This is a genomic window from Pseudoalteromonas sp. RB2-MNA-CIBAN-0110 (assembly GCF_040309305.1).
In the GTDB taxonomy this organism is placed as follows: Bacteria; Pseudomonadota; Gammaproteobacteria; order Enterobacterales; family Alteromonadaceae; genus Pseudoalteromonas; species Pseudoalteromonas arctica.
The window spans coordinates 79360-103864 of the sequence record NZ_JBEOOQ010000010.1; the positions used below are offsets into that span (position 1 = coordinate 79360).

Below are 24505 nucleotides of genomic sequence, written 5' to 3' on the forward strand. Positions count from 1 at the left end.
CATGCTACGCCGACGACTTCGTCACTCTGCTCCTAAAAGTCAACATACAGAGCGTTGGCTTGTATCGTATGCCGATTACATGACCATTATGTTTGCTTTTTTTGTGGTGTTGTATGCGATAGCGATCAACAAAGAAGAACAATTTCAAATATTGTCAGACTCCCTCGAACACGTTTTTGATAAATCTGCCCGCCAGCACTCCCAGCAAGGTGAGGGCGTCAATGGTAATGGAATATTGACTGATAGAGTGACACCTGAACAAGAAGTTCTTTATGGTGAAAGTATTTTAAAAGAAGAACAAGGTCCAGAGTTACTCGACGGTCAAAGTGATACAAGTAACATACAACAGAAATATTTAGGTAAACCACTCGATAGCTTACTTGCTAAGCTGCAGTCAGCGCTTATTGATGAAATTCGTGATGGAGAAGCCAGTTTAGAGCTTAATCAAGATTGGCTGATTATAGAGCTAAGCTCAGGTATGTTATTTTCAAGTGGTAGCTCAGTTGCACACTCTAGGGCAAAGCAAGTCGTCAAAATTGTTAAAGATATTATTGCTCCAGTAGATAACTATATTAGGGTGCGTGGCTATACTGATGATGAAAGTATTCGCAATGAAATATTTCGCTCAAATTGGGAACTCTCGGTTGCTAGAGCAACATCTATTTTAGTAGAGCTGGAAGCATTAGGTATTAATTCTGCCAGAATGGCGATAGAAGGTTATGGTCAATATTCACCTTTTGTAAGTAACGATACAGAACAAGGGCGAGCAGAAAATCGTAAAGTTGTTATTGCACTTTCTAAGTATGGTTTACCACCGATACAAGACATTAAAGGTGATGAACAAGCCGTTAAGCCAGTAGCGGAAGAGCCTGAAATTGAGCTCCCTTCAGATGACGATACAATAAAAATAATTCGTTTGCCTCATGGTGGTATTCGCATAACAACGCGCAATGAACAGTAATTAGGATGTAATGTGAAGATTTGGACTGTCGCAAATCAAAAAGGTGGTGTTGGTAAAACAACAACAGCAGTGAGCCTTGCTGGTATTTTAGCTTTGCAGGGTAAGCGTGTGTTGCTTATTGATACAGACCCTCATGCATCACTCACTTATTACTTTGGCATTGACTCAGAAGATTTGGAAGTCAGTGTATATGATATTTTTGCGCGTGGCACGAGCATGCAAAGTGAAGAGATACTTCAAGCTTTATGTCCATCAACACTTGAAAACCTAGATATTTTACCCGCAACAATGGCGATAGCCACGCTTGATAGAAGCATGGGTAATAAAACAGGTATGGGATTAATACTAAAAAAAGCGCTTGCAAAAATCAGTGAACATTACGATTATGCCATTTTAGATTGCCCCCCAGTTTTAGGGGTGTTAATGGTTAATGCGCTTGCAGCAAGTGAGCGAATTTTAGTGCCAGTGCAAACGGAATTTTTAGCACTGAAAGGGCTTGATAGAATGATGCGCACTATGGAATTAATGCAAACCTCTCAAGCGAAAGATTATCAATATACTATAATTCCTACTATGTATGATAAACGAACTAAAGCATCGTTAGAAGCATATAAAACACTGCAAAGTACGTATGGTGATAAAGTCTGGCCAGGTGTGATACCGGTAGATACTAAATTTAGAGATGCAAGCTTTGCGCAAAAAGTGCCTGTAGAGTATTGTCCTCGTTCGCGTGGTGTATACGCATATAAAGCACTGCTAGAATATTTAATTGAACAAGGTTAATGAATGAGTAAGCAATTATTTGCTAATGAAAAAGTAATGAAACAATACCTAGGGGCTTTGTTATGTGAAGACGAGCCTGTAGATAACCTTGAGCCAGTCGCAAAATTACTTGAGCAAATGCCACACGACTCGCAGCAAGAACATATTCATTTAAAACCAAAAGAACAGATAAAAGCGGCAGAAAAAATATTTGATCAAGACTTACTTAATCCTGAAATTAAGCCAATAGTTGAACCGATATTTGAAGCCGCAAAAGTTAATAAAGCCATTGACGATGAAGTAATAGAGCCGATAAGTACGACTACAGAAGAACCAGAACCACAGATTATAACCACTAGCCAATCTGACTATTTTGATGGTGAATTTCAGGCATTATTTTTTGAAGTTGCTGGTTTAACATTGGCTGTGCCATTAAAAGCATTAGGCGGTATACATCAATTAGGTGAAGTAAATCATTTATTTGGTAAGCCAAAGTGGTTTAAAGGCGTTATGCTCAACAGAGAAGAAAAGCTTAATGTTGTTGATACTGCTCGTTGGGTAATGCCAGAAAAGTATGATGATAAATTAGAGGCGTCTTTAGATTATCAGTATTTAATTACCTTAGGTGATAGCCAGTGGGGCTTATTAGCTGAAAAGTTGATAAATAACATTACATTGAGTAAAGAAGATGTAAAATGGCGTACAAATAAAAGTAAGCGCCCATGGCTTGCTGGTGTTATAAAAGAAAAAATGTGTGCTTTAATAGATGTAGATAATTTAAATATATTATTAGAGAAAGGCTTAGATAGCCGTCAGTAGTAATGACCATTACGGGGTAATAGCATGAATCAAGATAAATTACTGTCAGCAAATAAAAACGCAGATAATAATGATGAAATTTTACAGTGGGTTACGTTTAAGCTAGAGGAAGAAACCTACGGCGTAAATGTAATGCAAGTACAAGAAATACTTCGTTATACAGAGATAGCCCCTGTACCAGGTGCACCTTCTTACGTTATTGGTATTATTAACTTACGCGGTAACGTTGTAACTGTTATTGATACTCGTGCACGTTTTGGTTTGTTAGCTGCTGATGCAACCGATAATTCTCGTATATTAATTATTGAAGCTGAAGAGCAAGTTATCGGCATTTTAGCCGACAGCGTATCTGAAGTCGTTTATTTACGCAGCTCTGAGATCGATAGTGCACCAAATGTTGGTACTGAAGAAAGTGCTAAGTTTATTCAAGGCGTTTGTAATCGTGATAATGAGCTACTGATTTTAGTCGATTTAAACAAGTTACTCAGCGATGATGAATGGGATGAGTTAAGCGATATATAAGCTTTACCAAATAAATTATGCTGTTACTTAGTATAGCTATATCAGCGTTAGCGGTAGGACTTATATCGCTGGCGCTAATAATTGCATTAAAAAACAAACAAGTGAATGAAATTAATGCTGTATTACAGCAGCTTAAAGATAGCTCAGAGCAAACTCATATTTTGCGAAGTGAAATTTCAGAGCTTAGAACAGGGCTTTTAAGTATTGGTAAGCGAGTACTTGAGGTTGAGCAACAAAATCAAGATTTGATACAGCAACAAGCTGCGCAGAAATACGATGACCCTGATGCTAAAATTTACTCTCGTGCAGTAAAAATGGTTGAGTTAGGTGCGGACCTCGATGAGGTGATACGCGAATGCGAATTACCGCGAGCAGAAGCCGAATTACTATTTTCACTACATAAACAAAAAGGCGCTTAGCGCCTTTTTAGCTATAAGCGTATAAATAATCTCACGCTTTAATATTTAACTTACCTTGAAAGTCTTGCCAGCCTGGCGGAAATTGACCTCTTAATACATACGAAAACGCAATAAGCTCTGCAATTACATAATAAAGCTCTTTAGGGATTTCTTCCCCTAAGCTTAAATGCGACAACGTTTTAGCAAGCGCTGCATCTTCGTGGATCATAATTCCTTTTAATTTTGCCGCTGCAATTATTTCGTCAGCTAACTCACCAAACCCTTTTACGCTTACAGTGGGGGTGTTGCCAGCTTCGTATAAAAGCCCAATGGCTGACTTATTAATAGGTGTATCACTCATTACTAAACCTTAATATTAATAATTGCATGAGATTTATAAAATGCCTGATTATTTGCATCGCCTCGCTTTAAGTTGAGCTCTCCAACCTGTAAACCATGCTTAGCTAGTTTGGATCTTAAATTATCTAAGTGAGGGTGAGCAATTGCGCTTACTTCTTGGCTTGAGGCTAATAGCTGGCAATCGAGTGCTTTATCCATTAACTCAGCGGTAATCTGTAATTGCCCAACCTGTGCATAATCAAAGTTTAGCCTGACAAACCATACATTTTTATCTTCTAATTTATCTGCGCTTGGCTTTTTATATTGCCCCAATGTTATTTCTGTTTGGGCGGCCTCAGGCGGCAATTTCATTGGTAATAAAAATTGTGCAAGCGGGTTTGTGTCAGGTTGCTGATTTGGTGTTGAAACACTTACTTGGGTAAGTGTATTTTTAACTTGTACGATTTCGCTAGCCAATGCTTGAACTTGAGCTTGCTGCAGTTGCTCAAGTATTTTTGCTCCCGCGTTTCCTGTTTTAAAAGTAGGTATGAGTACTTGTAAAAGTGCATCTAAGCCAGTTTGGTTATTAAAGCTTATCGGTGTTACTGATTGGCTAATTATAGGGGCTGCTAAAATACTCACTGCAACTTGTTCAAGTCCTTTAGTGAAGCTACTTTGTAGTATGTCACCCGTTAATTGAGATGGTTGTAAGGTGGCTAATACTTCACGCTGTATGGTCGCAGGGTTAATATTATTACTTGAGACCATGCGATTAAATGCTTGGTTAATTAAGCGAGTTAAATCGGGCGTTTCTTTTGTTGCTCTATTTGTAATATCAGTAATTTGACTACTTAAAAGCTGTTTGTTACCAGCTACTCTATCCGTAGGGATTGTGGCATCAGGAAGCTTTAATAGTGTGCTTAATAGCTTTGCTTCTATTGGTTGTAGCATTTGACTACGAGAGGCAATATTAGATAACGGCTCTGCTAATGGGAGCATATTTTTAATCGAGGCTGGGTTTACACTGTTTTGATTGTTGCCGTTTATTACTGGTTGCACTGAAGACGTTGTTTGCCCTTTAGTAACAACTTCACTTGTAGGCTTAATTAACGTATCAACTTTACTGTTAGTACTAATACTCCGAGCACTCAATTGACTCGCGTTTAAATTACTTGGCTTAGCGCTCGCCACTTCATTTTGAGTAATGTTACTTGTTATTGGCGTGTAGGTTGTTGCTGTGTTTGAAGGTGATTGCCAAGCACTAACACTTCCTTTTATTTGCTGAGTTAATTGTACAAGTGGCGGGAGTCTTGAAAAGTGCTCTGGTAAAGTATTGCTCGTATTACTATTTAACGCAGTACTTACATTTTGGGTAATGTTCACTCTATTTAACGGTGATACTGTTAATTGCATAACTAAGCCCGGCCTTTGTATCGCAGATGATGCAGACGGCGGCATTAACTCAGATTTATTTGCTGCTGCAAAGGGCTTACTTTCAAAATATTTAACTGCATCATTAATTCGCGTTTTTAAATCACTAAAGCTATTTTGTAGCCACGACTTTATTGGGCTATCAGGTGTAAGCAGTGGGCTTGCTTTAATAGTGGACGCAGAAAAATGTATTTCAGAGACACTGCTTTTTTGAGCTAAAAGTAACTCGTTAAACGGTTTAGAAAATGAGTTATTAAGCGTCACTTTTATATTATTAGTATCGGTTTTAATAAGTAATTTATCAGCCTGATTTATTAAATTTACCTTAATGGGCGTGCTAGGTAGCTCACTAACTTGTTGATTAGTAATAGGCGTCGTAAACGAACCTGACTTTTGAGGATGAGTCAAAATAGCTAGTTTAGGTGTTGCTTGAAGTTGCGCACTAGGTAATAAGGCCACGAGTAATTTAGTAAGTTTAGTTTGGCTAAGTGGTTGCGTATGAATTGTATCTGCAAAGCGATTAATAACATTAAGCTGTGCGCCTTTGTTAGTCGTGCTAACAACTACTTTTAAAGGCTGCTCGGTTAAAAGTAACTGCGCTACGTCTTTATTTATGGCAATACTGGCGTTAAGTTTATCAATTACTAATTTTGGGGTAGGGGACATAACCACTTGTAAATCCATTGGTTTGCTTTGTACCTCAGTGCCCGTGCTTACATAATTTAATAAACGCTGTAATTGTACTGGTTGATTTAAAGTAAGGGTTGTAGTGTTTGGCGTGATGTTGAGCTGTTTGCCATCGGGACTAAGTTGTATGTTAGCACTGGCTATTTTTTGTAAATTTTGAGGTGCGCTTGTAGTGCCAAGTCTTAATGTTTGCCAATGTTTATCAATAAATACATCAAGCGTAATCGAGTCTTTCGAAAATTGAATGTTTTTAGCCGCAAGTACCTCATTAGGTAATTGCGATAACTCATTGGTTTGAGGGTTTGTCGATTGATTGATAACCAATGAATTAGATAATGTTATTTGCGTTGGCGTATTCATTATTTTAAATCAAGTTTTCTCTATTTTAAGTGAATCGATTTTAAAGCAATATTCGTATTACCCTATCATTATGGTAGACTAACGCCTAATTTTTGGCAGAGAGAATCGTCATCTTGTTACACATTAAGTCCGTCACCTGCATCAAGCAAGATCGTTGTTTGTTTGCGGATCTTAATTTTAGCCTTAATAGCGGTCAAATCATGCAATTAGCGGGTCCTAATGGGGCTGGTAAAACATCGCTATTACGTATTATCGCAGGCTTTTCTGTGCCTGATGAAGGAGCTGTTTTATTTCAAGAACAGCCTATATCTAAGTATTACGAAGAGTATGCCAGAGAACTACTCTTTATAGGCCACAAAACAGGTGTAAATACTCAGCTTAGTGCAGTTGAAAATGTTCGTCATTGGTTACAAATTAATGGCTACATAAACCAGCCTGACTTGTATCCCATTTTAGCGCAACTTGGCCTTGTTGGACTTGAAGATGTACCGGTTAGAATGTTATCTGCTGGACAACAAAGACGTGTAGCTTTGGCCAGGCTTTGGTTAAGTGATGCTAAATTATGGGTACTTGATGAGCCATTTACCGCGCTTGATAAAAGCGGTGTTGCCTTTTTACAGCAGCGATTTACCGAGCACTTACTAAACGGTGGAGCTATTTTGTTAACGACCCACCAAGATTTAACGACCCATTTTAGTAACTTGCAAACGGTTACACTGGAGTATCGTCACTAATGACTCGTCAACATTCTTATTGGTTGCTATTTAGTGCGGTATTTACCAAAGATGTAAAACTTGCGTTTCGCCAGCGCGCTGAAATTGTAAATCCTATTTTGTTCTTCTTAATTGTAATTTCATTATTTCCGTTAGCAATAGGGCCTGAGCCTGGTTTACTAGCGAGAATGGCACCGGGAATTATTTGGGTTGCCGCATTACTTTCTACCATGTTGGGCTTGGATAAGCTGTTTAGAGATGATTTTAATGATGGCTCATTGGAGCAGTTAATTGCATCGTCTTACCCGTTATCGTTAACCGTACTTGCTAAAGTGGCTGCTCACTGGGTGGTAACAGGTTTACCGCTTGTATTAATGACGCCGCTATTTGCATTGTTGTTAAACCTAGAAAGTACGGCGTTAACAGCGACTGTTTTAACATTATTATTAGGCACTCCACTATTGAGCTTTATTGGCGCAATAGGCGCAGGGCTTACTGTAGGATTACAAAAAGGGGGTATTTTGATGAGTTTACTCGTACTGCCTTTGTATATTCCTGTTTTGATTTTTGCAACGTCGGCTATCGATACCAGCACCATGTCGCTGGATTATAGTGGGCAGCTTGCCATCCTTGGTGCAATGTTACTTATTGCTATTATTAGCGCACCAATTGCCATATCGTCAGCTTTAAAAGTGAGTGTAAGTTAATGTGGAAGTGGTTACATCCCTATGCTAAAGCAGAGCGTGCATACCAGTTATGCAATACGTTACTGCCTTATTTTGCCGTAGTTACTGTAGTTAGTATGATTGTTGGATGGGTATGGGGGCTTGGTTTTGCACCTGCCGATTACCAACAAAAAGACAGCTACCGTATCATCTTTATTCATGTTCCTTCTGCCATTTTGTCTATGGGGGCTTACTCATCAATGGCTATTGCAGCTGTTGTTGCACTTGTATGGCAACTACGAAATGCCGAACTTGCCGTTATTGCTATAGCGCCTGTTGGTGCTTGTATTACTGCTATTGCGCTTATTACTGGCGCTGCATGGGGTAAACCTATGTGGGGTGCTTGGTGGGTATGGGATGCGCGTTTAACGTCTGAACTTATTTTATTATTTTTATATCTTGGCGTGCTTTCGCTTTATCATGCATTTGAAGATAAGAAGTCAGCAGGGCGTGCAGCTTCTATTTTAGCAATTGTTGGCGTAATTAATTTACCTATTATTCATTACTCAGTTGAGTGGTGGAATACGCTACACCAAGGCGCAAGCATTACAAAACTAGACACTAAAGCAATAGACCCAAGTATGTTTTGGCCACTTATGGTTAATATTTTAGCCTTTGCTGCTTTTGTAGGAACAGTGACTTTAATTCGTCTTAAAAATGAAATTTTACAACGCGAAAAGCACCGACCGTGGGTGCGTTTGTTGTTAAATAAGGGGTAATTATGCAGTTTGACTCTTTTTCTGATTTTATTGCAATGGGAGGCTATGGGTTTTATATCTGGCTTTCTTTTGGTACATGCGCCCTTATTTTACTCGGTATTTTAGTGAACTCTTTAAGAGATACCAAACGTATTATGGCTTCAGTTGAGCAACAAATAATACGTGAAGCGCGAATTAAAAAAGCTAAACAGGAACAAGCCTCATGAATCCAAGACGTAAAAAACGCCTATTGGTAATTATTGCCGTACTGTTTGGTATTGGTGGATCAATTGGTTTAGTGCTTTATGCACTTCAAGAAAATATTAATCTTTTTTATACACCAAGCGAACTTATTGATGGCAAAGGGCCTAATAAAGAAAAACCATTCATTGGCCAAAAGCTACGTATTGGTGGCATGGTTGTACCAGGCACGGTTGAGCGTAATGAACAGAGCTTACAAGTAAGCTTTAAGCTAATTGATACAGGTCCATTAGTGACCGTGCGTTATCAAGGCATATTGCCAGACTTGTTTCGTGAGGGGCAAGGCATTGTAGCGCAGGGCGTATTAATCGAACCTAATGTTATTGAAGCATTTGAAGTGCTTGCAAAGCATGACGAAGAATATATGCCAGCAGAAGTTGCAGAGGCAGTTAAAGGTATTAAGCACGAAAAACCAAAATACAACTTAGATAGTGGTAATTAGCTATGATCCCAGAAATTGGTTATTTTTCTTTAACGCTTGCCATGGTGCTAAGCGTTTTACTGTGTATTTTTCCTCTTTGGGGCGCGCATACCGGTAATCTTCGATTAATGCGTGCAGCTCCCTCTTTAGCAATTGGGCAATTCGCTTTTGTTTTAATCTCTTTTGCAGCACTTATTTACGCCAGTGTAACGGATGATTTTACCGTATCGTATGTGGCATATCATTCAAGTAGTACGCTACCTTGGTATTACAAAATCACCTCTACATGGGGCGGCCATGAAGGCGCTATTTTACTGTGGTTAGTAATGCAAGCAGGTTGGACTGCCGTTGTCGCTGCGCGTTCTAAATCATTACCTTGGGTACTACGTGCTCGCGTATTGGGCGTACTTGGTTTTTTAGGTGTGGGTTTTATGATGTACACCTTACTACTTTCAAGTCCGTTTGAGCGCCTACTTCCTTATTTCCCTGTTGAAGGGCGTGATTTAAATCCGTTACTTCAAGATCCGGGCATGATTATTCACCCGCCATTACTGTACATGGGTTATGTAGGGCTATCAGTTGCTTTCTCTTTTGCTATTGCTGCGTTGTTAACCGGTAAGCTTGATAACACATGGGCTAAGTGGTCACGTCCGTGGACAATGACTGCATGGGGTTTTTTAACTCTAGGAATCACAATTGGTAGCTGGTGGGCATATTCAGAGCTTGGCTGGGGCGGCTGGTGGTTCTGGGATCCAGTCGAAAACGCATCATTAATGCCATGGCTTGTTGCAACAGCATTACTACACTCATTAAGCGTAACCGAAAAACGTGGTGTATTTAAATCGTGGACCGTACTACTTGCTATCGCAGCATTTTCATTAAGCTTGTTAGGCACCTTTATTGTACGTTCGGGTATTATTGTATCGGTGCATGCTTTTGCAACAGACCCTGATAGAGGCTTATTTATACTCGCCTTTTTAGGCATCGTTGTAGGTGGTGGCTTAGCGTTATATGCACTGCGTGTATCGCAAGTACATAGTGAAGGCCGATACAAGTTTGTATCACGCGAAGTGGCGTTATGGCTCAATAATATATTTTTAGTAGTTGCTACATTAATCGTATTACTGGGTACGTTATTACCTATGGTTCATAAAGAAATGGGCTTGGGCAGTATTTCTATTGGCGAACCATTTTTTAATAAGATGTTTGCAATAATTTTAGTACCATTTGCTATTTTGATGGGGATAGGGCCATTTTTACGCTGGAAGCAAAATAAATGGGCTTTCTTACAAAACAAAATATTAATGGGCGTATTAGCCAGTGTAGTGATTACCTGTGCTTGGTTGTTTTCAAGTTACGATTTAGTAAAACCACTTACGCTACTAGCTACAACACTTGCGGTTTGGATTGCAATATCAACTGGCATCGACATTTACACTAAATCTGCTGTACACGGCACCTTAAAAGAAGGTTTAAAACGCTTAGGTGTAAGTTACTGGGCTATGGTGCTTGGGCATATTGGTATTTCGTTTGTTATTGCGGGTGTAACGCTTACATCTGCGTATTCAGTTGAGCGTGACGTATCGATGAAGCAAGGCGATACAGTTCAGCTTAACGAGTATGAATACCGTTTTGATGGTGTTAAAACTATTCGCGGGCCGAACTACAGTGGTCATGCTGGTGTTGTATCGGTGCTTAAAAACAATGAGCTAGTAACACGCTTACACGCCGAAAAACGTAAGTATGATATTGGTATGCAGTTTATGACCGAGGCGGCCATAGATGCAGGCTTTACACGTGATTTATACTTAGCGTTAGGTGAGCAGTTGAGCCAAGGTGCATGGTCACTTCGCATTTATCATAAACCGTTTGTTCGTTGGATGTGGATTGGTGGTGTGCTTATTTCCCTAGCTGGATTTATGATTTTATTTGATAAACGCTACCGCACATCAGCTAAAACAGCGCGTAGAGCTGCATCGGAGAATGTTTTATGAACCGTAAAATTTTAGCTATTGCGCCGCTTTTAGTATTTGCTTTTGTATGTGTATTTTTATACCAAGGCCTTTTTGCTAATCCTCGTGAAATTCAAACGGGTCGGTTAGGTCAAGAAATGCCAGCATTTAATCTACCTGATTTAATGCAAGACAATAAGCAGTGGACTAACGAGTCTTTAAAAGGCGAAGTTTACTTATTAAATGTATGGGGTACTTGGTGCCCAACATGTTTAGTTGAACTTGGTTATTTAACTAAGTTACGTGAGCAAGGCGTTAAAATTATTGGGCTTTATTACGTACAAGGTTACGACGCCGACTTTGATGGCCCTTTTGATATGCAATCACTTCGAACAGAAGTGAGCGATATGCTGCTACGTGCGGGTGACCCATATCAATTTAATATCTTGGATTTACATCGTACTTTGTCGTTGGATTTAGGTGTTTCGGGTGCGCCTGAAACATTTTTAGTCGATAAAAACGGCACTATTTTGTTGCATCACACGGGCGATATAAACCCGCGAGTATGGCGAGCTAAATTTGCGCCAATTATGCAGGAGCTTAAATAATGAAATGGTTACTACTTACGCTTAGCCTTTTTGTAAGCATCAGTGCGTTTGCAGAGCAAGATCGCTATCAATTTGATAACAACAAACAAGCAATATTGTTTGAAGAGCTAACTAAAGAGCTGCGCTGTCCTAAGTGTCAAAATCAAAACATTGCGGACTCTGACGCTGTGGTTGCTAAAGACTTGCGCGATAAAGTACTCGTATTGGTTAAAGAAGGTAAGAGCAAAGACGAAGTGATTGATTACATGATTGACCGCTTTGGCTATTTTGTTCATTACGACCCACCAGTTACACCAGCGACTTTAGTACTTTGGGTATTACCTGTATTAATTGTCATAGTCGGCTTTGGTTTTATTGTTATTCGCCAGCGAAAAGCATCAGTAAAACAAACGTGGAGCAGTGACGACGAAATGCTGTTAGCTAAGCTAATTGAACAAAATAAACGTCAGGAGCAAAGTTAAATGATTTTAATGTGGGCGTGTTTTGCTTTACTCACACTGGTTGCTCTTGGGTTTGTGATGTTGCCTTTTTTAAAAAAAGAGCGCGTTCAAACAATTACTCATAACGCCAATGCTGAGCTAATTAGCATTTATGAGCAGCGTTTAGTTGATTTACAAACCGATTTAGATAATCAGCGTATTGATACCGTAAATCATGCAGAATCAATTATTGAATTAAAACGCCGTTTATTGAATGAGTTATCACCAGAAAAATCACTAAACAGCAAAGGTAATAATCGTATTTTTGCTTTAACTGGTGGCGCATTTGTTCTTGCTCTAACAGGTGTTTTTTATGGTTTAACGGGTAGTCAGCAGCAAATTTCGGCTTGGCATGATGCAATGGATAATTTAGCTGATTACGGCGAGCGTGCTGTAATGCAAAAAGGTGAGCCGCTTAGCCAGAATGAGCTGCAGGCTTTTGCATTGGCACTTCGTACAAAGCTTAGCCGCTCAGGTGATGACGAAGTCGCTTGGATGCTACTTGGACGAGTTGCTATGTCGCTTAATGAATTTGACATGGCGCAGCAGTCATTTGATAAAGCACTACGTATGAATCCTGATAATATGCAGGTACTTATTAGTTATAGCCAAGTTTTATTACTAGAAGGCAGCGAAGCTAATATGACTCGTGCGGCAGGTATGCTCTCAAAAGTACTAAAAGTTGAGCCTACCAATTTAGATGCAATTTCGTTATTAGCACTCATTGCTTATGAACGTAAAGATTGGCCTCAAGCCAAAGCTGCATTTGAAGTTTTACTTGCGAGTATGGAAAAAAATGATTCTCGTTATAGCATGATCTCTGAGCGTATCGCTGATATAGAGAAGCAAATGCAAACGGAAGGCTCTGTTATGCCAGTTACTACTACAACGGGTGCTATTGCAGTTACAGTCGACATTGCAAAAGAGCTTATAGATAAACAGCCAAAAGACGGTATCTTGTTTATATTTGCAAAAGCAGCAAGTGGTTCGCCAATGCCATTAGCTGCTGTTAAACTCGCTAAATATTCATTTCCAATTACAGTTGAGTTGAGTGATAGTAGTGCAATGGTTGCAGGGCTTAACTTATCTAGTGCAGAAAATATTATTATTTCGGCGCGTATTTCTATAGATGACTCGGTTATGCCAAGTTCTGGTGAGCTAGAAGGTCATTCAGAGTCGTTAAAGCGTGAAAGTGTAAGTGACTACCAACTTCAAATTGATACATTAATACCTTAAGGACGTTAGATGTTAAAACACAGTTTTACTTTTTTATGTTTATTGATACTAGCCGGGTGTGCTCAAGTACCACAAAGCAAAGTAGATGACAGAGATCCGCTGCAAAGTATTAATCGTCCGTTATACGACTTTAATATGGATGTACTGGATGCTTATTTATTGCGCCCAGTTGCTGTAGGTTATGTTGAAGTAACGCCTGTACCGGTAAGAAACGGTATTGTTAATTTCACAGGTAATATTACAGCACCTGTGGATATGATTAATGCGGGTTTGCAAGGTAAGCCGGGTAATGCAAGTGTGAGCTTAGCGCGTTTTTTAGTTAACTCTACGGTTGGTATTTTTGGTATTTTTGATGTTGCCAGTTCACTTGGTCTTGAAATTGTAGATGAAGACTTTGGACAAACGTTAGGTGTATGGGGCGTGGGTGATGGCGCTTATTTAATGCTACCTGGCATGGGTCCTACAACAGCACGTAACCTGACCGGTGATGTAGTCGACAACTTTGTATTGCCTGAAGTTGCGCTAACGACTCCACAAACTATTCTAGTGTTTGTTTTAAAAGCAGTTGAGGCGCGTGCATCATTAATCCCACAAGAAGGGCTATTAAATGATTCACTTGATCCGTACTTATTTGTAAAAGATATTTACTTCCAGCGTCAAATTTATGAGCTGTACGATGGCAACCCACCTATAAAAGAAGAGCCAGCTGATTTTGATGAAGACTTTTTAGAAAGTTTATAATTGAAAAGCCACTCGTAAAAACGCCAGCTAAATGCTGGCGTTTTTATTTGCTGTTTATATATTTAACCTGAACTCTGGATAATAAATCTATCTCGAGCAGCTATTTTCAGCGCTAACTACGTTGAATTTATTTGCAATAGGCTAACTATTGACGCGTAAGTTCGCCTTGTTTTCACTGAAAATCTCTGGCTAGAGAAAAATAAATTTAAATATCATTATGATTTAATATATTAGTAAATATCTTAACCAGAGTTCAGGTAGTTTATTTTTCGTTCACTACTAACTGCATTTGTTCATTAACCCAAGCTAGTGCTTCATGATAAGCATCGGGAACTTTTTCACCTAGATTTAGCTCTTTCGTTAGCTCGTTTGCAGCTGACCAGTTTGCTTGTTCGTAGTATTTAACTAAGTTTAAATATTTTGCTAGCAAGCCTTCATCGTTTAATAGCGCTGCTTTTATATCATTAGAAAGTGGAAGCTTTTTCATGACGCTTTCCATACTCTCATCTAAAATAGCATCCATTAGCGACATCATACCGGTTAAAAATGCCATGCCGGTATCTTTAAACTGCCCATGGGATATAGCGAGCAATTCAGCAAATCGAGCGCGCGTAAGCGATAGCCTAATTAGCTCTACAGGTTTGTCTGCTGATACTTGTGCTGCAAACAGTAGTGACAATAGCTTTTTAATTTCATTGGCGCCAAGCACTATAAGAGCTTGCTTAATGGTACTTATTTCTGCGCGTCTTGCAAATGCGGCAGAATTTGAATACCTAAGTAATTTATAAGATAGGTTTACATCACGTTCAAACACATCAGTGATTTTCTTAAGATCCATATCAACACTTGATGTTTCGTAAAGTAATTCAGCTAATGCCATTTCTGATGGTGGTAGAGCCTTACTTTGTACCATTTCAGGTTTTGAGAAGAAAAATCCTTGGAAATAATCAAACCCAAGCTCTAAAGCTTGTTGGTAAATTTCATAGGTTTCTACTTTTTCGGCAAGTAACTTAATATGTGAGTGCGGTTTTAAATCGTTTAGAACCGTTTTTATTGTATCTATATCGGATGCTAAAAAGTCTATTTTAATAATATCAATAAATGGGTAAAAATGACGCCATACAGGTTGATGAATATAGTCATCAAGAGCAATAGTGTAACCTTTATCTTTTAAATCTTTAACGATAGCTAATAAACGCTTACCAGGCTGGATAGTTTCAAGTATTTCTACAACTATAGTGTCTTTACCTAGTAGTGTAGGGTAACCCTTTGATAGTGTTTCTAGGGTGAAGTTTATATAGGCAGGTTTATTGTCGGTTAAATCTTCTAAACCAAAATTAAACTGGCTACCCTCTATAAGTCGTGTTGTTGCTTCGTCACCATCTATATCGGGAAATACGTTATCAACGCCATCACGAAATAAAAGCTCATAACCGATAAGTTTTTTATCTCTATCTAAAATCGGTTGACGTGCAGCGTAAAAATACATAAACAGTTCCGTAAGAGTGATGTAATTAGGTATTGTAATAATATATGGCAAAAGATTCAAAATAGCATTACGTATATTTGCATGATTAATAAATTATCATTATAAATTAAGGTGTTTCTTCTATTTAATTTATTATATTTTACCAATTCGCTTTAAAATTATTCAACATGAGTATTTTTGTATCAGCTGGAAGCAACAAGTTGGAGATTTTATTGTTAGGCATGATATAGTCAGCGAGAATGGTTTTTATCCTAATAGTGTCTTTATTATAATATTTTAAGAGTCAATATTCGGATCAAGAGCCTGTTATTAATAATTATGCGGAGGCTAATTTGGAAACAGGAATGATTATTTCACTAGCATTATATTTTGTTGTAATGTTAGGTATCGGACTATATGCATATAAGCAATCTACTGGCGATGTATCAGGTTACATGTTAGGTGGACGAAATCTATCACCAAGTGTTGCTGCACTATCTGCAGGTGCATCTGACATGAGTGGCTGGATTTTAATGGGCCTACCTGGTGCGATGTTTGTTACTGGTTTTAGTAGTACATGGATAGCAATTGGTTTGGTGATTGGTGATTGGTGCTTGGTTAAATTACCTGTTAGTTGCACCTAGATTACGTGTGTACACTGAAAAAGCAAATGACTCTATAACAATCCCAGATTACTTCTCAAATCGCTTCAATGATAAGTCAAACTTATTACGTGTTGTATCAGCTGTTGTGATTATAGTCTTCTTTACTCTTTACACGTCATCTGGTGTTGTAGCCGGCGGAAAATTGTTTGAAAGCTCATTTGGTCTAAGTTATGAAGTGGGTTTATACATTACAACGGGTGTCGTTGTTTTATACACTTTGTTTGGTGGTTTTTTAGCGGTTAGCTTAACTGATTTCGTGCAAGGTTGTATCATGTTCATCGCACTGATTCTAGTGCCTACTGTTGCATACTCTTTACTTGAACAACCTCTGGAATCTACTTTACATAGTGTAAATCCAGATATGCTTAACTGGATTGGAGCAGGCTCTGCATTAGGTATTATTTCTGCAATGGCATGGGGTTTAGGTTATTTTGGTCAACCACATATCATCGTTCGTTTTATGTCGGTACGTAGTGTTAAGGATATGCCTAAAGCTCGCCGTATTGGTATGACATGGATGATTGTTGCTGCCCTTGGTGCTGTTGGTACTGGTATATTTGGTGCTGCTTATACTTATGAAAATAATATTGTAGTTGAAGATCCTGAAACGATTTTCCTAATTCTTTCTGAGTTATTGTTCCACCCACTTATTGCTGGCTTTTTACTAGCTGCAATTTTGGCTGCTATCATGAGTACTATCTCATCGCAATTGCTAGTAAGCTCAAGTTCATTGACTGAAGATTTATATAAAACATTTTTACGTAAAGATGCTAGCGACTTTGAATTAGTTACTGTTGGTCGAATTAGCGTTGCATTTGTTGCCCTGTTTGCAATTTATTTAGCGTACGATAGAGATAGCTCTATTTTAGACCTAGTAAGTAATGCATGGGCAGGCTTTGGTGCTGCTTTTGGACCACTTGTATTGTTTAGCCTTTATTGGAAACGTATGAATTTTGCTGGCGCCTTATCTGGTATGTTAGTAGGTGCGTTTACAGTGCTTGTTTGGATTTATGGTCCGTTTACTATTAATGGTGAAAGTTTAAGTAGCTTTATGTATGAAATAGTACCTGGCTTTATTTTAGCGAGTATCGCAATTGTTGTTGTTAGCTTAGTAACAAAAGAGCCAGAGCAAAACATCACTGCTTTATTTGATGAAGTAGAAAAAGAGCTTTAAATAGCAATTACTATTCATTTCAAAATGAGTAGTAAGTAATACCAATCCGCGATAATACTTAATCATTTTGCGGTGCTAAACGTGTTGCTACCGGCGTTAAAAAATTATCATTTAGAACAACTAAATATCAAATTTTTGCCTAGCTATCAACACGTTTTTCCATCCTCAAAATAGATCACTTAATTAAGCGAATTGGTATAATAAAAAAGGGAGCAACTAAGTTGCTCCCTTTTTTATTTAGTTTGTCCCGTCCGAGGAGAGGGCAATCTACGAGTTAACTTGCTTTTTTATCGTTGTTATCTTCAATTGATGCAACGTTATCTGACTTTTTACTTTTTGCTGGCGCTTTGGTAACAACTGGATCTTTGCCGCCCTTTAATATGGTCATAAAGTCATCTTTGCTTTTCGCTATTTCTAAGGCAAGTGATTCAATTTGTTGCTCACTAAGCGGTACGTCTACCTTTTCTAGCATTAGCTCAAGTGATTCTGCTATATCGAGCATCTTGTCATAAGCATCAGCTTCTTTTTTGGTAGTAAACGTCATACGCTCGACTCCGTTTCGTTCTACAACATATTTAACAACAACAGCCATGATTTCTCCTGCAAAATTGCTTGGCACTGTGGTTTGTAAAAACCATTAGATTACTGTTTTTATGTACAGTAATGGTTTGGGCGTAAATTTGCAAGCGCGAAGTATTAATTTTTAGGTGTCTTAAATTTGACAAAAAACGGTAACTTTACTTTAGTTAAGCAATCACTTGTTGTACCAGCTGCATTTTCAGGATTTCGGATCATAGTGATAATGCGTTTAGGTACACTTTAAATGATGAGCTTTTCAGTTCCTTACTTTTTGGTTTTCCTGAGCAACATTCAAAATTAAGAAAAGAAGAATAGGGACAAGTTTGATGAAAACGTTAAAAAATTTATTCATAATAAGCTTATTATGCTTACTACCTGCAACTACCGTATATGCACAATTATCGGAAGTAACTAAGCAAATGCCTCAAGTTGAGACAATTAGTATAAATAATGCCGATGCAGAGATTCTTGCTAAGCTACCAGGTATAGGTAAGAAAAAAGCGCAGGCAATAGTGGACTTCCGTGAAGAAAACGGCGAATTTAAAAGCGTCAGTGATTTATCGCAAGTTAAAGGAATTGGTAAAAAACTATTAGCCAAATTAGAGGGGAAAATTTCACTTTAATAGCAGTAGATAACAATCAGGGCGCTATGCGCCCTGATTAAATTGTTTTAATGCATCGCTTAAGTGTTTTTTAGCAAAGTTGATTTCAATAGGTGTTGTTAAAAGTGGGTAGCAAAGTCCGCCGAGTATCAAAAACGGGATTAATATCCAACCTTTAAATACCGTGAATATTAAAAATAGTGGACTTAGTAATATTAATTTAATAATACGCAGTAACACTTTATCAGTTGGCGATAACATACTTAAAGAAAGTGCTATTACGTCTTGGCGCTTGCGTACTTTTAGATGTTTAAGCTCATCTAATTGGCTTGAAAAAAATGTAAACATATCAAATCGACTTTTTAATTAATAAACGGCCAATAACTATAATAAATAGTGTTAGTGAGAAAATCCCAAATATAATTTCCATCCAAGCAGGCATGCTCAAACCAACAAACTGCCAATCTATATTTCCACAATCCCCGGTCGCCTGAAAAAAGCTAGGTATCCATTCATGTAACGGCATAAACGATGGGAAGTTTGGTTCAAACTCACAGCTAAATGCAAAAGGGTCTGTGGTGGTTTGCATATCAATATGCTCGCGAGCAATTAAATATCCCCAAACACTCGATACACCCCAAATTACATACGCTAATATACGAACTGCTTTGCTCTGTGGTTTAGTAGAACCTACAATACCTGCGCCTAATAGACCCAGTACGGCTGTACGTTGATATATGCACATTATGCAAGGCGCCAATCCCATTTGGTATTGAAAGAAAAGGGCGGTCACTTCAAGTAAAAAAACGATAGCTGTAAATAAAAGCCACGGGGTACGTTGGGTGGGTAATTGCGCAAGCCAGTTCATAAAAATTCCGCGTTTAAATAAGACGTTAGATTATGACCTAGGATAATGTATGCGGCAACAAAAAGGAAAAAAAAGCTACCGAAGTCGCTTTTTATAAGATGAAATTTTTGACCACTCAATGCAGCCTCAGCAGAGGCTACATGACGCTCGACTTAGTTCCCATTGATACATAAGCTTAGTTATATCGCTTACTTATACAACATTGGTACATTGCCTAATCAATTCTTTAAAGTTGCGGTTAGAACGCTCTGTTGCATAGGTGTTCCTTTTTAATGTACTTATGTGTTTTAAGTTGATTCAGCTAGGTATGGTGTAAATAAAATATCAATAATTACAATGTACCTACAATGAATATTGCTCTGTATATTTATACATTGTAGCGATATTAGAGAAACCTAAATTTTATTATTTATTAATCTTTAATTTCTACTCATTTGCTTATTAATATACCTGACTTTACTTGTTAGTTATGCTTCGTCTGGTACAATCAGTCAGTTATTCGTGTAAAACGATGAGTGTTGATTAATTCGAGTGGGAACTGGATGAGAATTTTTAAAGCGAAAAGCCCAGCAGGATTTGCTGAAGAATATATAGTTGAATCTATTTGGAACGGCGATTTCCCTCCAGGTTCAATTCTACCTGCCGAGCGAGAACTTTCAGAGTTAATTGGTGTAACAAGAACGACCTTGAGAGAAGTATTACAGCGTTTAGCACGTGATGGTTGGTTAACAATTCAGCATGGTAAACCAACAAAAGTAAATAACTTTTGGGAGACGTCTGGCTTAAATATTCTTGAAACACTTGCGCGCTTAGATGAAGACAAGATGCCAGAGCTGACAGATCAGCTTTTATCTGCACGTACTAATATTAGTGCTATTTATACACGTGCTGCAATTAAGTTGAATCCTGAACGTGTAATTGAAATTTTATCACAAAGTCATGAGCTAGAAGACACTGCGCAGGCATTTGCTGACTACGATTATAAAGTTCATCACGAATTAGCCGTTGCGGGTAATAACCGTATTTATGTATTAATACTCAACGGTTTTAGAGGTTTTTATTCAAAGATTGGTTGTCATTACTTCTCTGATGCCGGAACTCGTGAACTTGCTCGTCAGTTTTATAAAGATTTAACAATCCTGGCAGAAAATAAAGAGCACGATGGTGCTATTTCGATGATGCGTAAATACGGTCATCAAACAGGTGAGATTTGGCAAAAAATCCGTGGCGATATGCCCTCAGATATAATGGATTAAATCTAAACGAGAAGCCTGCATTTGCAGGTTTTTTTGTACCTGTAAAATTAATATCACATATATGAATTTTTAAACAATTTAATGTATTAACCCTTCTTCAGTAACGTCAAAAGCTCTACCTAATTACAACGTGATTTACACTTCAAAATAGACCTATTATTCAAGCAGATTAGTGCAAGTTGTAAGTGTTCGTTATTTTCGATTGCTCACATCGTTAAATGCGATTGTTCTTTTGTAGTGAATAACTCTAGAATGCCAATTAATTATATGTGTGCGCTATTGGTTTTTAATTTTTAGCGCCCATATAAGTACCAGCATTGCGAAAGCAATTGAAAACAAACTCAAAATATTTGGAGAATAAAATGGGTGTATTAGTAGGCCGCCAGGCACCAGACTTTACCGCTGCAGCTGTTCTTGGTAACGGTGAAATTGTAGATAGCTATAACCTTCATGAAACAATTAAAGGTAAAAAAGCAGTTATCTTCTTTTACCCACTAGATTTCACGTTTGTATGTCCTTCTGAACTTATTGCATTTGATAAGCGTTTTGAAGAGTTTCAAAAGCGTGGCGTAGAAGTAATTGGTGTTTCTATCGATTCACAATTCTCACATAACGCATGGCGTAACACTGCTGTTGCAGACGGCGGTATTGGTAAAGTTCAATACGCACTAGTTGCAGATGTTAAACACGAAATTTGTAAAGCGTATGACGTTGAGCATCCAGAAGCGGGTGTTGCATTTCGTGGTTCATTCTTAATCGACGAAGAAGGCAATGTACGTCACCAAGTAGTGAACGACTTGCCACTAGGTCGTAACATCGACGAAATGCTTCGCATGGTTGACGCGCTAGCGTTCCACACTGAACACGGTGAAGTATGTCCTGCTGGTTGGACTGAAGGTAAAAAAGGTATGGACGCAAGCCCTGAAGGCGTTGCTAAGTTCTTATCTGAAAACGAAGGCGAGCTATAATTTAGCCCTTAGTTTTAAATAAAAAAACCGCCAATTGGCGGTTTTTTTGTGTCTTTTATTTAGAAAGAAAAGCTTACTTTAGTGTACAAGTAGCGGCCACGAGGATTATGCACAGCTGATGCATAACCGTATAAATCGCCATCGCCATCACCAATTGCAAATGGTGGCTCTTCATCAAATAAGTTATTAACACCTAAAGATATTTTAGCTGATTCAGTAATACGGTACGACGTTTGTAAATCAACAAGCGTTTGCGAGTCAATCATACGTGAAGTATTGCTATCAAAGTCTAAATTGCCATCAAAGTCGATATCAGGCGTATCTTCAAATTCGCCTACATAACTGATATTTACATTGGTGTTAAACTCACCAATTTCCCAGTTGGTTGAGAAAATAAAGCGATGCTCTGGGTAGCCATATTCACCCGTGTAATCACGACCATCTTTTTCAAACTTATCTTGATATGCCCACTCTAAATTAAATTTAAGTAAACCTAAGTCATCAAGAGAGTGGTTATAGTTTGCTGAAACATCAACACCAGACACTTCTTGCGATGATAAATTTTTAAATGTGCTGTGTATTTTTTGTATTGTGCCTAAGCTTGCTCCGCCTGTAGGAGCTAAACGAACACATACGGTACTATTTTGGTTACCACATTCTGCAGCATAAATAGGACCAAATTCTTCTTCATCGATTTTATTATCTTGAGTAATGCTCCATACATCAACACTTAAACCAAACTCAGCTGTTGGTGCCCAGATAACGCCCACGTTCCATGATTCTGACTCTTCTGCTTGTAAATCAGGGTTACCAGAGAACTCAATGTTGTAATCAAGTGCTTGGCAATCTAATCCTGTTTGTTCACAGCGCTGTGTATCAACAAAAAATTGGCTTTTTTGTGATGGACCTAAGCCTATTTGCGCTAACGAAGGCGCTCTAAAGCCTTGCGCCCAAGAACCACGAACCGTTACTTCATCAGTCGGTGCCCAGCGCAGAGCTATTTTTGGATTTGTTGTTGTACCAAAGTCGCTATAATCATCGTAACGACCGGCTAATTGTAGTTCGAGGTTTTCAGCAAGTGGGATTGAGAACTCAACATATGCAGCGTATTGTTCACGATCAGCAGAAGCTGATACTGATTCAGTACCAAATATTAAGCCACGTTGAAATTGATCATCAGGGATATCATTTACATCTTCTTCACGGTACTCAATACCGGCGGCCATCATTACAGCTTCGCCACCAAAACTAAACGCTTCACCTGTAATGTTAGCGTCAAAAGAGGTCATATGAGACTCACCGCGACGCACTAAGCTAGTTGTGATTCTGTCAATTACAGCTGGGTCGTTATATGTGCCACCGAATGGATTATAGTTACCGGCATCAATTTCTTGTTGTAAGAAATCGGTGCGTACCCAGCCTTGTGTACGATCGCCTGTTTGTAGTGATTTACTGCGACCTTTTTGTACCGCTGTCTCCCAGCTCCAATCGTTTATTTCGCCTTTTAACCCTGCAACAAAGCGTAAGGTGTCTGACTCAATGTCCCATTGGCGAGCGCCTGCATCTACTGTACGGTAACGACCAATTTGAATGTCTTCACCAAATGGATTGTTTGGGTGATTAGCGGGTACCGTAAGGCCTGCATCTTCATCAAGTGGTGTTGGTGCACCTGCAGCGACAGAGCTGTTATGCTGAACAGCCATTTCTAAAAAGCCAGTAATGCCGTTATCAAAGCGGTATTCAAATTGTGAAATAGCGCCTACACGCTCAGATGCTGGGGCAACATATCCATATGGGCCGTAATCAAATAAACAGCTACCACTTGAAGTTGCATTTTCAGCAGGACAGGCAGGGTCGATTGTTTTAACGCCATCCACATAAAAGTAGCCTGGGAAACCACGAGATGAACGGAAATCTTCACCACCATAAGGTGCTTGGTTTGCAGTGCCAAGGCTGCCCATTTCATCAGAAGAAAGAGATGTGTTTTTAAAGTAATCGATAATAACAGATGCACTACTTTTTTCGCTTGTTGTACCCCAAACTAGGCTTGCTGTTGTTTCTTCATAATTTGGACCATCCGTACCGCCATAGCCTAGGTTAATCTCAACACCATCAATATCTTTCTTTAAGATAACGTTAACTACACCCGCTACTGCATCTGAGCCATAGATAGCTGAAGCGCCATCTTTTAGTATGTCGATACGCTCAATAGCAGAAACAGGAATACTGTTAATATCTACAAATGAGTTGGTGATACCTTCAGCAAAGGCACTAATTGATACACGGCGACCATTAATTAATACCAGTGTTGCATCGGCTCCTAAGCCACGTAAGCTTACTGCAGCTGAACCGTTAGCGGTTGAATCTTGGTTGTTACCACGAGTAGAGAAAGTACCGCTACCTGCTACAGGCATTCTTTCTAGAAGTTGCTGTAAATTATCGTAACCCATGTTTTCGATTTCAGCTCTACCGATTGATTGTACCGGAGAAGGCCCTTCAATATCAGTTCGCTTAATACGAGAACCAGTAACCTGAATTCGCTCTACTTTTTTAGCTTCTTCTGCTGCGTAGGCTGTTGTTGTAAAACCTGCTGATAATGCGAGTGTTGCGCCCACAATAATGCTTGGTGTAAATGCAGTTGATTGCTTCATCCTTAAGTCCTTGTTGATATATTATAAAATTATTTGCTTAACAAGCGCGGGTATTAATATCATGTAACTTAAGTGTTAGCAATTTATCTAGCGTCAATTAACTTGGCCGGTTCCGCGTCAATTATCGTGGCCGGTTGACACCGAATTTCATTTGCTCTTAT

Annotated in this window: 25 protein-coding genes and 1 pseudogene; 19 read left to right on the forward strand and 7 right to left on the reverse strand. The window is 38.7% G+C overall.

Features of this window, described 5'->3' with window-relative positions:
* Position 1: 1 nt before the first annotated feature.
* Genes AAEY68_RS07450 through AAEY68_RS07470 form a run of 5 tightly spaced genes read left to right on the forward strand, consistent with a single transcriptional unit; the run spans position 2 to position 3483 of the window.
* A complete protein-coding gene (locus AAEY68_RS07450) occupies positions 2–961 on the forward strand; it encodes a flagellar motor protein MotB (protein WP_007585826.1) in 960 nt (319 codons plus the stop codon).
* A gap of 12 nt (positions 962–973) precedes the next feature.
* Positions 974–1744, forward strand: a complete 771-nt coding sequence (locus AAEY68_RS07455) for a ParA family protein (RefSeq protein ID WP_007585827.1) — start codon at positions 974–976, stop codon at positions 1742–1744.
* 3 nt (positions 1745–1747) lie between these two features.
* Positions 1748–2542 carry a chemotaxis protein CheW gene (locus tag AAEY68_RS07460; RefSeq protein ID WP_350585752.1) on the forward strand — a complete coding sequence of 265 codons (795 nt, stop codon included), beginning with the start codon at positions 1748–1750 and terminating at the stop codon, positions 2540–2542.
* A gap of 24 nt (positions 2543–2566) precedes the next feature.
* On the forward strand, positions 2567–3064 hold the full coding sequence (locus AAEY68_RS07465) for a chemotaxis protein CheW (protein ID WP_002959294.1): 498 nt from the start codon (positions 2567–2569) through the stop codon (positions 3062–3064).
* 17 nt (positions 3065–3081) lie between these two features.
* Positions 3082–3483: a DUF2802 domain-containing protein gene (locus tag AAEY68_RS07470; protein WP_007585829.1), complete on the forward strand. Its 402-nt coding sequence runs from the start codon at positions 3082–3084 to the stop codon at positions 3481–3483.
* Positions 3484–3514: 31 nt separating this feature from the next.
* Here the strand turns inward: AAEY68_RS07470 and AAEY68_RS07475 are convergent, their stop codons facing one another.
* Entirely contained in the window at positions 3515–3823 is a 309-nt protein-coding gene (locus tag AAEY68_RS07475) for an EscU/YscU/HrcU family type III secretion system export apparatus switch protein (protein ID WP_024589934.1), read from the reverse strand.
* A gap of 2 nt (positions 3824–3825) precedes the next feature.
* Entirely contained in the window at positions 3826–6279 is a 2454-nt protein-coding gene (fliK, locus tag AAEY68_RS07480; RefSeq protein ID WP_350585753.1) for a flagellar hook-length control protein FliK, read from the reverse strand.
* A gap of 113 nt (positions 6280–6392) precedes the next feature.
* Here fliK and ccmA point away from each other — a divergent pair, with 113 nt between their 5' ends.
* The 10 genes from ccmA to AAEY68_RS07530 are packed head-to-tail and all read left to right on the forward strand — an operon-like array spanning position 6393 to position 14113.
* Positions 6393–7013, forward strand: a complete 621-nt coding sequence (gene ccmA / locus AAEY68_RS07485) for a cytochrome c biogenesis heme-transporting ATPase CcmA (RefSeq protein WP_085999480.1) — start codon at positions 6393–6395, stop codon at positions 7011–7013.
* A complete protein-coding gene (gene ccmB / locus AAEY68_RS07490) occupies positions 7013–7699 on the forward strand; it encodes a heme exporter protein CcmB (protein ID WP_002959286.1) in 687 nt (228 codons plus the stop codon). Before ccmA ends, ccmB begins: the two co-directional genes overlap by 1 nt.
* The gene (locus AAEY68_RS07495; protein WP_007585844.1) at positions 7699–8436 is read left to right on the forward strand and encodes a heme ABC transporter permease; all 738 of its coding nucleotides are present in this window, start codon (positions 7699–7701) and stop codon (positions 8434–8436) included. The genes ccmB and AAEY68_RS07495 overlap by 1 nt, the downstream gene beginning before the upstream one ends.
* Before the next feature lie 2 nt (positions 8437–8438).
* Positions 8439–8642, forward strand: a complete 204-nt coding sequence (gene ccmD / locus AAEY68_RS07500) for a heme exporter protein CcmD (RefSeq protein ID WP_007585846.1) — start codon at positions 8439–8441, stop codon at positions 8640–8642.
* On the forward strand, positions 8639–9118 hold the full coding sequence (ccmE, locus tag AAEY68_RS07505) for a cytochrome c maturation protein CcmE (RefSeq protein WP_007585848.1): 480 nt from the start codon (positions 8639–8641) through the stop codon (positions 9116–9118). The genes ccmD and ccmE overlap by 4 nt, the downstream gene beginning before the upstream one ends.
* A 2-nt stretch (positions 9119–9120) precedes the next feature.
* On the forward strand, positions 9121–11091 hold the full coding sequence (locus AAEY68_RS07510; protein WP_024589932.1) for a heme lyase CcmF/NrfE family subunit: 1971 nt from the start codon (positions 9121–9123) through the stop codon (positions 11089–11091).
* Positions 11088–11657 carry a redoxin family protein gene (locus AAEY68_RS07515; protein ID WP_350585754.1) on the forward strand — a complete coding sequence of 190 codons (570 nt, stop codon included), beginning with the start codon at positions 11088–11090 and terminating at the stop codon, positions 11655–11657. Before AAEY68_RS07510 ends, AAEY68_RS07515 begins: the two co-directional genes overlap by 4 nt.
* On the forward strand, positions 11657–12118 hold the full coding sequence (locus tag AAEY68_RS07520; RefSeq protein ID WP_007585854.1) for a cytochrome c-type biogenesis protein: 462 nt from the start codon (positions 11657–11659) through the stop codon (positions 12116–12118). Before AAEY68_RS07515 ends, AAEY68_RS07520 begins: the two co-directional genes overlap by 1 nt.
* Positions 12119–13372 (forward strand): c-type cytochrome biogenesis protein CcmI, encoded by a 1254-nt coding sequence (gene ccmI / locus AAEY68_RS07525; RefSeq protein ID WP_222713119.1) that lies wholly within the window; start codon positions 12119–12121, stop codon positions 13370–13372. It begins immediately after the preceding gene.
* A 9-nt stretch (positions 13373–13381) separates the two neighbouring features.
* Positions 13382–14113 carry an MlaA family lipoprotein gene (locus AAEY68_RS07530; RefSeq protein ID WP_007585858.1) on the forward strand — a complete coding sequence of 244 codons (732 nt, stop codon included), beginning with the start codon at positions 13382–13384 and terminating at the stop codon, positions 14111–14113.
* Positions 14114–14375: 262 nt separating this feature from the next.
* Here AAEY68_RS07530 and AAEY68_RS07535 read toward each other — a convergent pair whose 3' ends face one another.
* Positions 14376–15602, reverse strand: a complete 1227-nt coding sequence (locus AAEY68_RS07535; protein WP_007584100.1) for an EAL and HDOD domain-containing protein — start codon at positions 15600–15602, stop codon at positions 14376–14378.
* 332 nt (positions 15603–15934) lie between these two features.
* On the opposite strand from AAEY68_RS07535, the pseudogene putP reads away from it, so the two are divergent.
* Positions 15935–17420, forward strand: a pseudogene (gene putP, locus AAEY68_RS07540) (sodium/proline symporter PutP).
* Positions 17421–17694: 274 nt separating this feature from the next.
* Here the strand turns inward: putP and AAEY68_RS07545 are convergent.
* Positions 17695–18012 (reverse strand): YebG family protein, encoded by a 318-nt coding sequence (locus AAEY68_RS07545; RefSeq protein WP_007584105.1) that lies wholly within the window; start codon positions 18010–18012, stop codon positions 17695–17697.
* 313 nt (positions 18013–18325) lie between these two features.
* Here AAEY68_RS07545 and AAEY68_RS07550 point away from each other — a divergent pair, with 313 nt between their 5' ends.
* A complete protein-coding gene (locus AAEY68_RS07550; protein ID WP_024594031.1) occupies positions 18326–18622 on the forward strand; it encodes a ComEA family DNA-binding protein in 297 nt (98 codons plus the stop codon).
* A 24-nt stretch (positions 18623–18646) separates the two neighbouring features.
* Here the strand turns inward: AAEY68_RS07550 and AAEY68_RS07555 are convergent, their stop codons facing one another.
* Positions 18647–18949, reverse strand: coding sequence for a DUF6170 family protein (locus AAEY68_RS07555; RefSeq protein WP_010553884.1), 303 nt, complete (start codon positions 18947–18949; stop codon positions 18647–18649).
* A 1-nt stretch (position 18950) separates the two neighbouring features.
* Positions 18951–19469, reverse strand: a complete 519-nt coding sequence (dsbB, locus tag AAEY68_RS07560; protein ID WP_007584117.1) for a disulfide bond formation protein DsbB — start codon at positions 19467–19469, stop codon at positions 18951–18953.
* Between the two features lie 542 nt (positions 19470–20011).
* Here dsbB and fadR point away from each other — a divergent pair.
* Entirely contained in the window at positions 20012–20725 is a 714-nt protein-coding gene (fadR, locus tag AAEY68_RS07565) for a fatty acid metabolism transcriptional regulator FadR (RefSeq protein ID WP_004335692.1), read from the forward strand.
* Positions 20726–21087: 362 nt separating this feature from the next.
* Positions 21088–21693 (forward strand): peroxiredoxin, encoded by a 606-nt coding sequence (locus AAEY68_RS07570; RefSeq protein WP_007378637.1) that lies wholly within the window; start codon positions 21088–21090, stop codon positions 21691–21693.
* A 59-nt stretch (positions 21694–21752) separates the two neighbouring features.
* Here AAEY68_RS07570 and AAEY68_RS07575 read toward each other — a convergent pair whose 3' ends face one another.
* Complete coding sequence (locus AAEY68_RS07575) at positions 21753–24344, reverse strand: TonB-dependent receptor (protein ID WP_024608153.1); 2592 nt, start codon at positions 24342–24344, stop codon at positions 21753–21755.
* Positions 24345–24505 lie beyond the last annotated feature (161 nt).

Excerpts from the sequence above, each read along its gene's own strand:
- AAEY68_RS07450 (WP_007585826.1), top strand. The coding sequence starts at position 2 with ATGCTACGCCGACGACTTCGTCACTCTGCTCCTAAAAGTCAACATACA.
- AAEY68_RS07460 (WP_350585752.1), top strand. The coding sequence starts at position 1,748 with ATGAGTAAGCAATTATTTGCTAATGAAAAAGTAATGAAACAATACCTA.
- AAEY68_RS07465 (WP_002959294.1), top strand. The coding sequence starts at position 2,567 with ATGAATCAAGATAAATTACTGTCAGCAAATAAAAACGCAGATAATAAT.
- AAEY68_RS07470 (WP_007585829.1), top strand. The coding sequence starts at position 3,082 with ATGCTGTTACTTAGTATAGCTATATCAGCGTTAGCGGTAGGACTTATA.
- AAEY68_RS07475 (WP_024589934.1), bottom strand. The coding sequence starts at position 3,823 with ATGAGTGATACACCTATTAATAAGTCAGCCATTGGGCTTTTATACGAA.
- fliK (WP_350585753.1), bottom strand. The coding sequence starts at position 6,279 with ATGAATACGCCAACGCAAATAACATTATCTAATTCATTGGTTATCAAT.
- ccmB (WP_002959286.1), top strand. The coding sequence starts at position 7,013 with ATGACTCGTCAACATTCTTATTGGTTGCTATTTAGTGCGGTATTTACC.
- AAEY68_RS07495 (WP_007585844.1), top strand. The coding sequence starts at position 7,699 with ATGTGGAAGTGGTTACATCCCTATGCTAAAGCAGAGCGTGCATACCAG.
- ccmD (WP_007585846.1), top strand. The coding sequence starts at position 8,439 with ATGCAGTTTGACTCTTTTTCTGATTTTATTGCAATGGGAGGCTATGGG.
- ccmE (WP_007585848.1), top strand. The coding sequence starts at position 8,639 with ATGAATCCAAGACGTAAAAAACGCCTATTGGTAATTATTGCCGTACTG.
- AAEY68_RS07510 (WP_024589932.1), top strand. The coding sequence starts at position 9,121 with ATGATCCCAGAAATTGGTTATTTTTCTTTAACGCTTGCCATGGTGCTA.
- AAEY68_RS07515 (WP_350585754.1), top strand. The coding sequence starts at position 11,088 with ATGAACCGTAAAATTTTAGCTATTGCGCCGCTTTTAGTATTTGCTTTT.
- AAEY68_RS07520 (WP_007585854.1), top strand. The coding sequence starts at position 11,657 with ATGAAATGGTTACTACTTACGCTTAGCCTTTTTGTAAGCATCAGTGCG.
- ccmI (WP_222713119.1), top strand. The coding sequence starts at position 12,119 with ATGATTTTAATGTGGGCGTGTTTTGCTTTACTCACACTGGTTGCTCTT.
- AAEY68_RS07530 (WP_007585858.1), top strand. The coding sequence starts at position 13,382 with ATGTTAAAACACAGTTTTACTTTTTTATGTTTATTGATACTAGCCGGG.
- AAEY68_RS07535 (WP_007584100.1), bottom strand. The coding sequence starts at position 15,602 with ATGTATTTTTACGCTGCACGTCAACCGATTTTAGATAGAGATAAAAAA.
- AAEY68_RS07545 (WP_007584105.1), bottom strand. The coding sequence starts at position 18,012 with ATGGCTGTTGTTGTTAAATATGTTGTAGAACGAAACGGAGTCGAGCGT.
- AAEY68_RS07550 (WP_024594031.1), top strand. The coding sequence starts at position 18,326 with ATGAAAACGTTAAAAAATTTATTCATAATAAGCTTATTATGCTTACTA.
- AAEY68_RS07555 (WP_010553884.1), bottom strand. The coding sequence starts at position 18,949 with ATGTTTACATTTTTTTCAAGCCAATTAGATGAGCTTAAACATCTAAAA.
- dsbB (WP_007584117.1), bottom strand. The coding sequence starts at position 19,469 with ATGAACTGGCTTGCGCAATTACCCACCCAACGTACCCCGTGGCTTTTA.
- fadR (WP_004335692.1), top strand. The coding sequence starts at position 20,012 with ATGAGAATTTTTAAAGCGAAAAGCCCAGCAGGATTTGCTGAAGAATAT.
- AAEY68_RS07570 (WP_007378637.1), top strand. The coding sequence starts at position 21,088 with ATGGGTGTATTAGTAGGCCGCCAGGCACCAGACTTTACCGCTGCAGCT.
- AAEY68_RS07575 (WP_024608153.1), bottom strand. The coding sequence starts at position 24,344 with ATGAAGCAATCAACTGCATTTACACCAAGCATTATTGTGGGCGCAACA.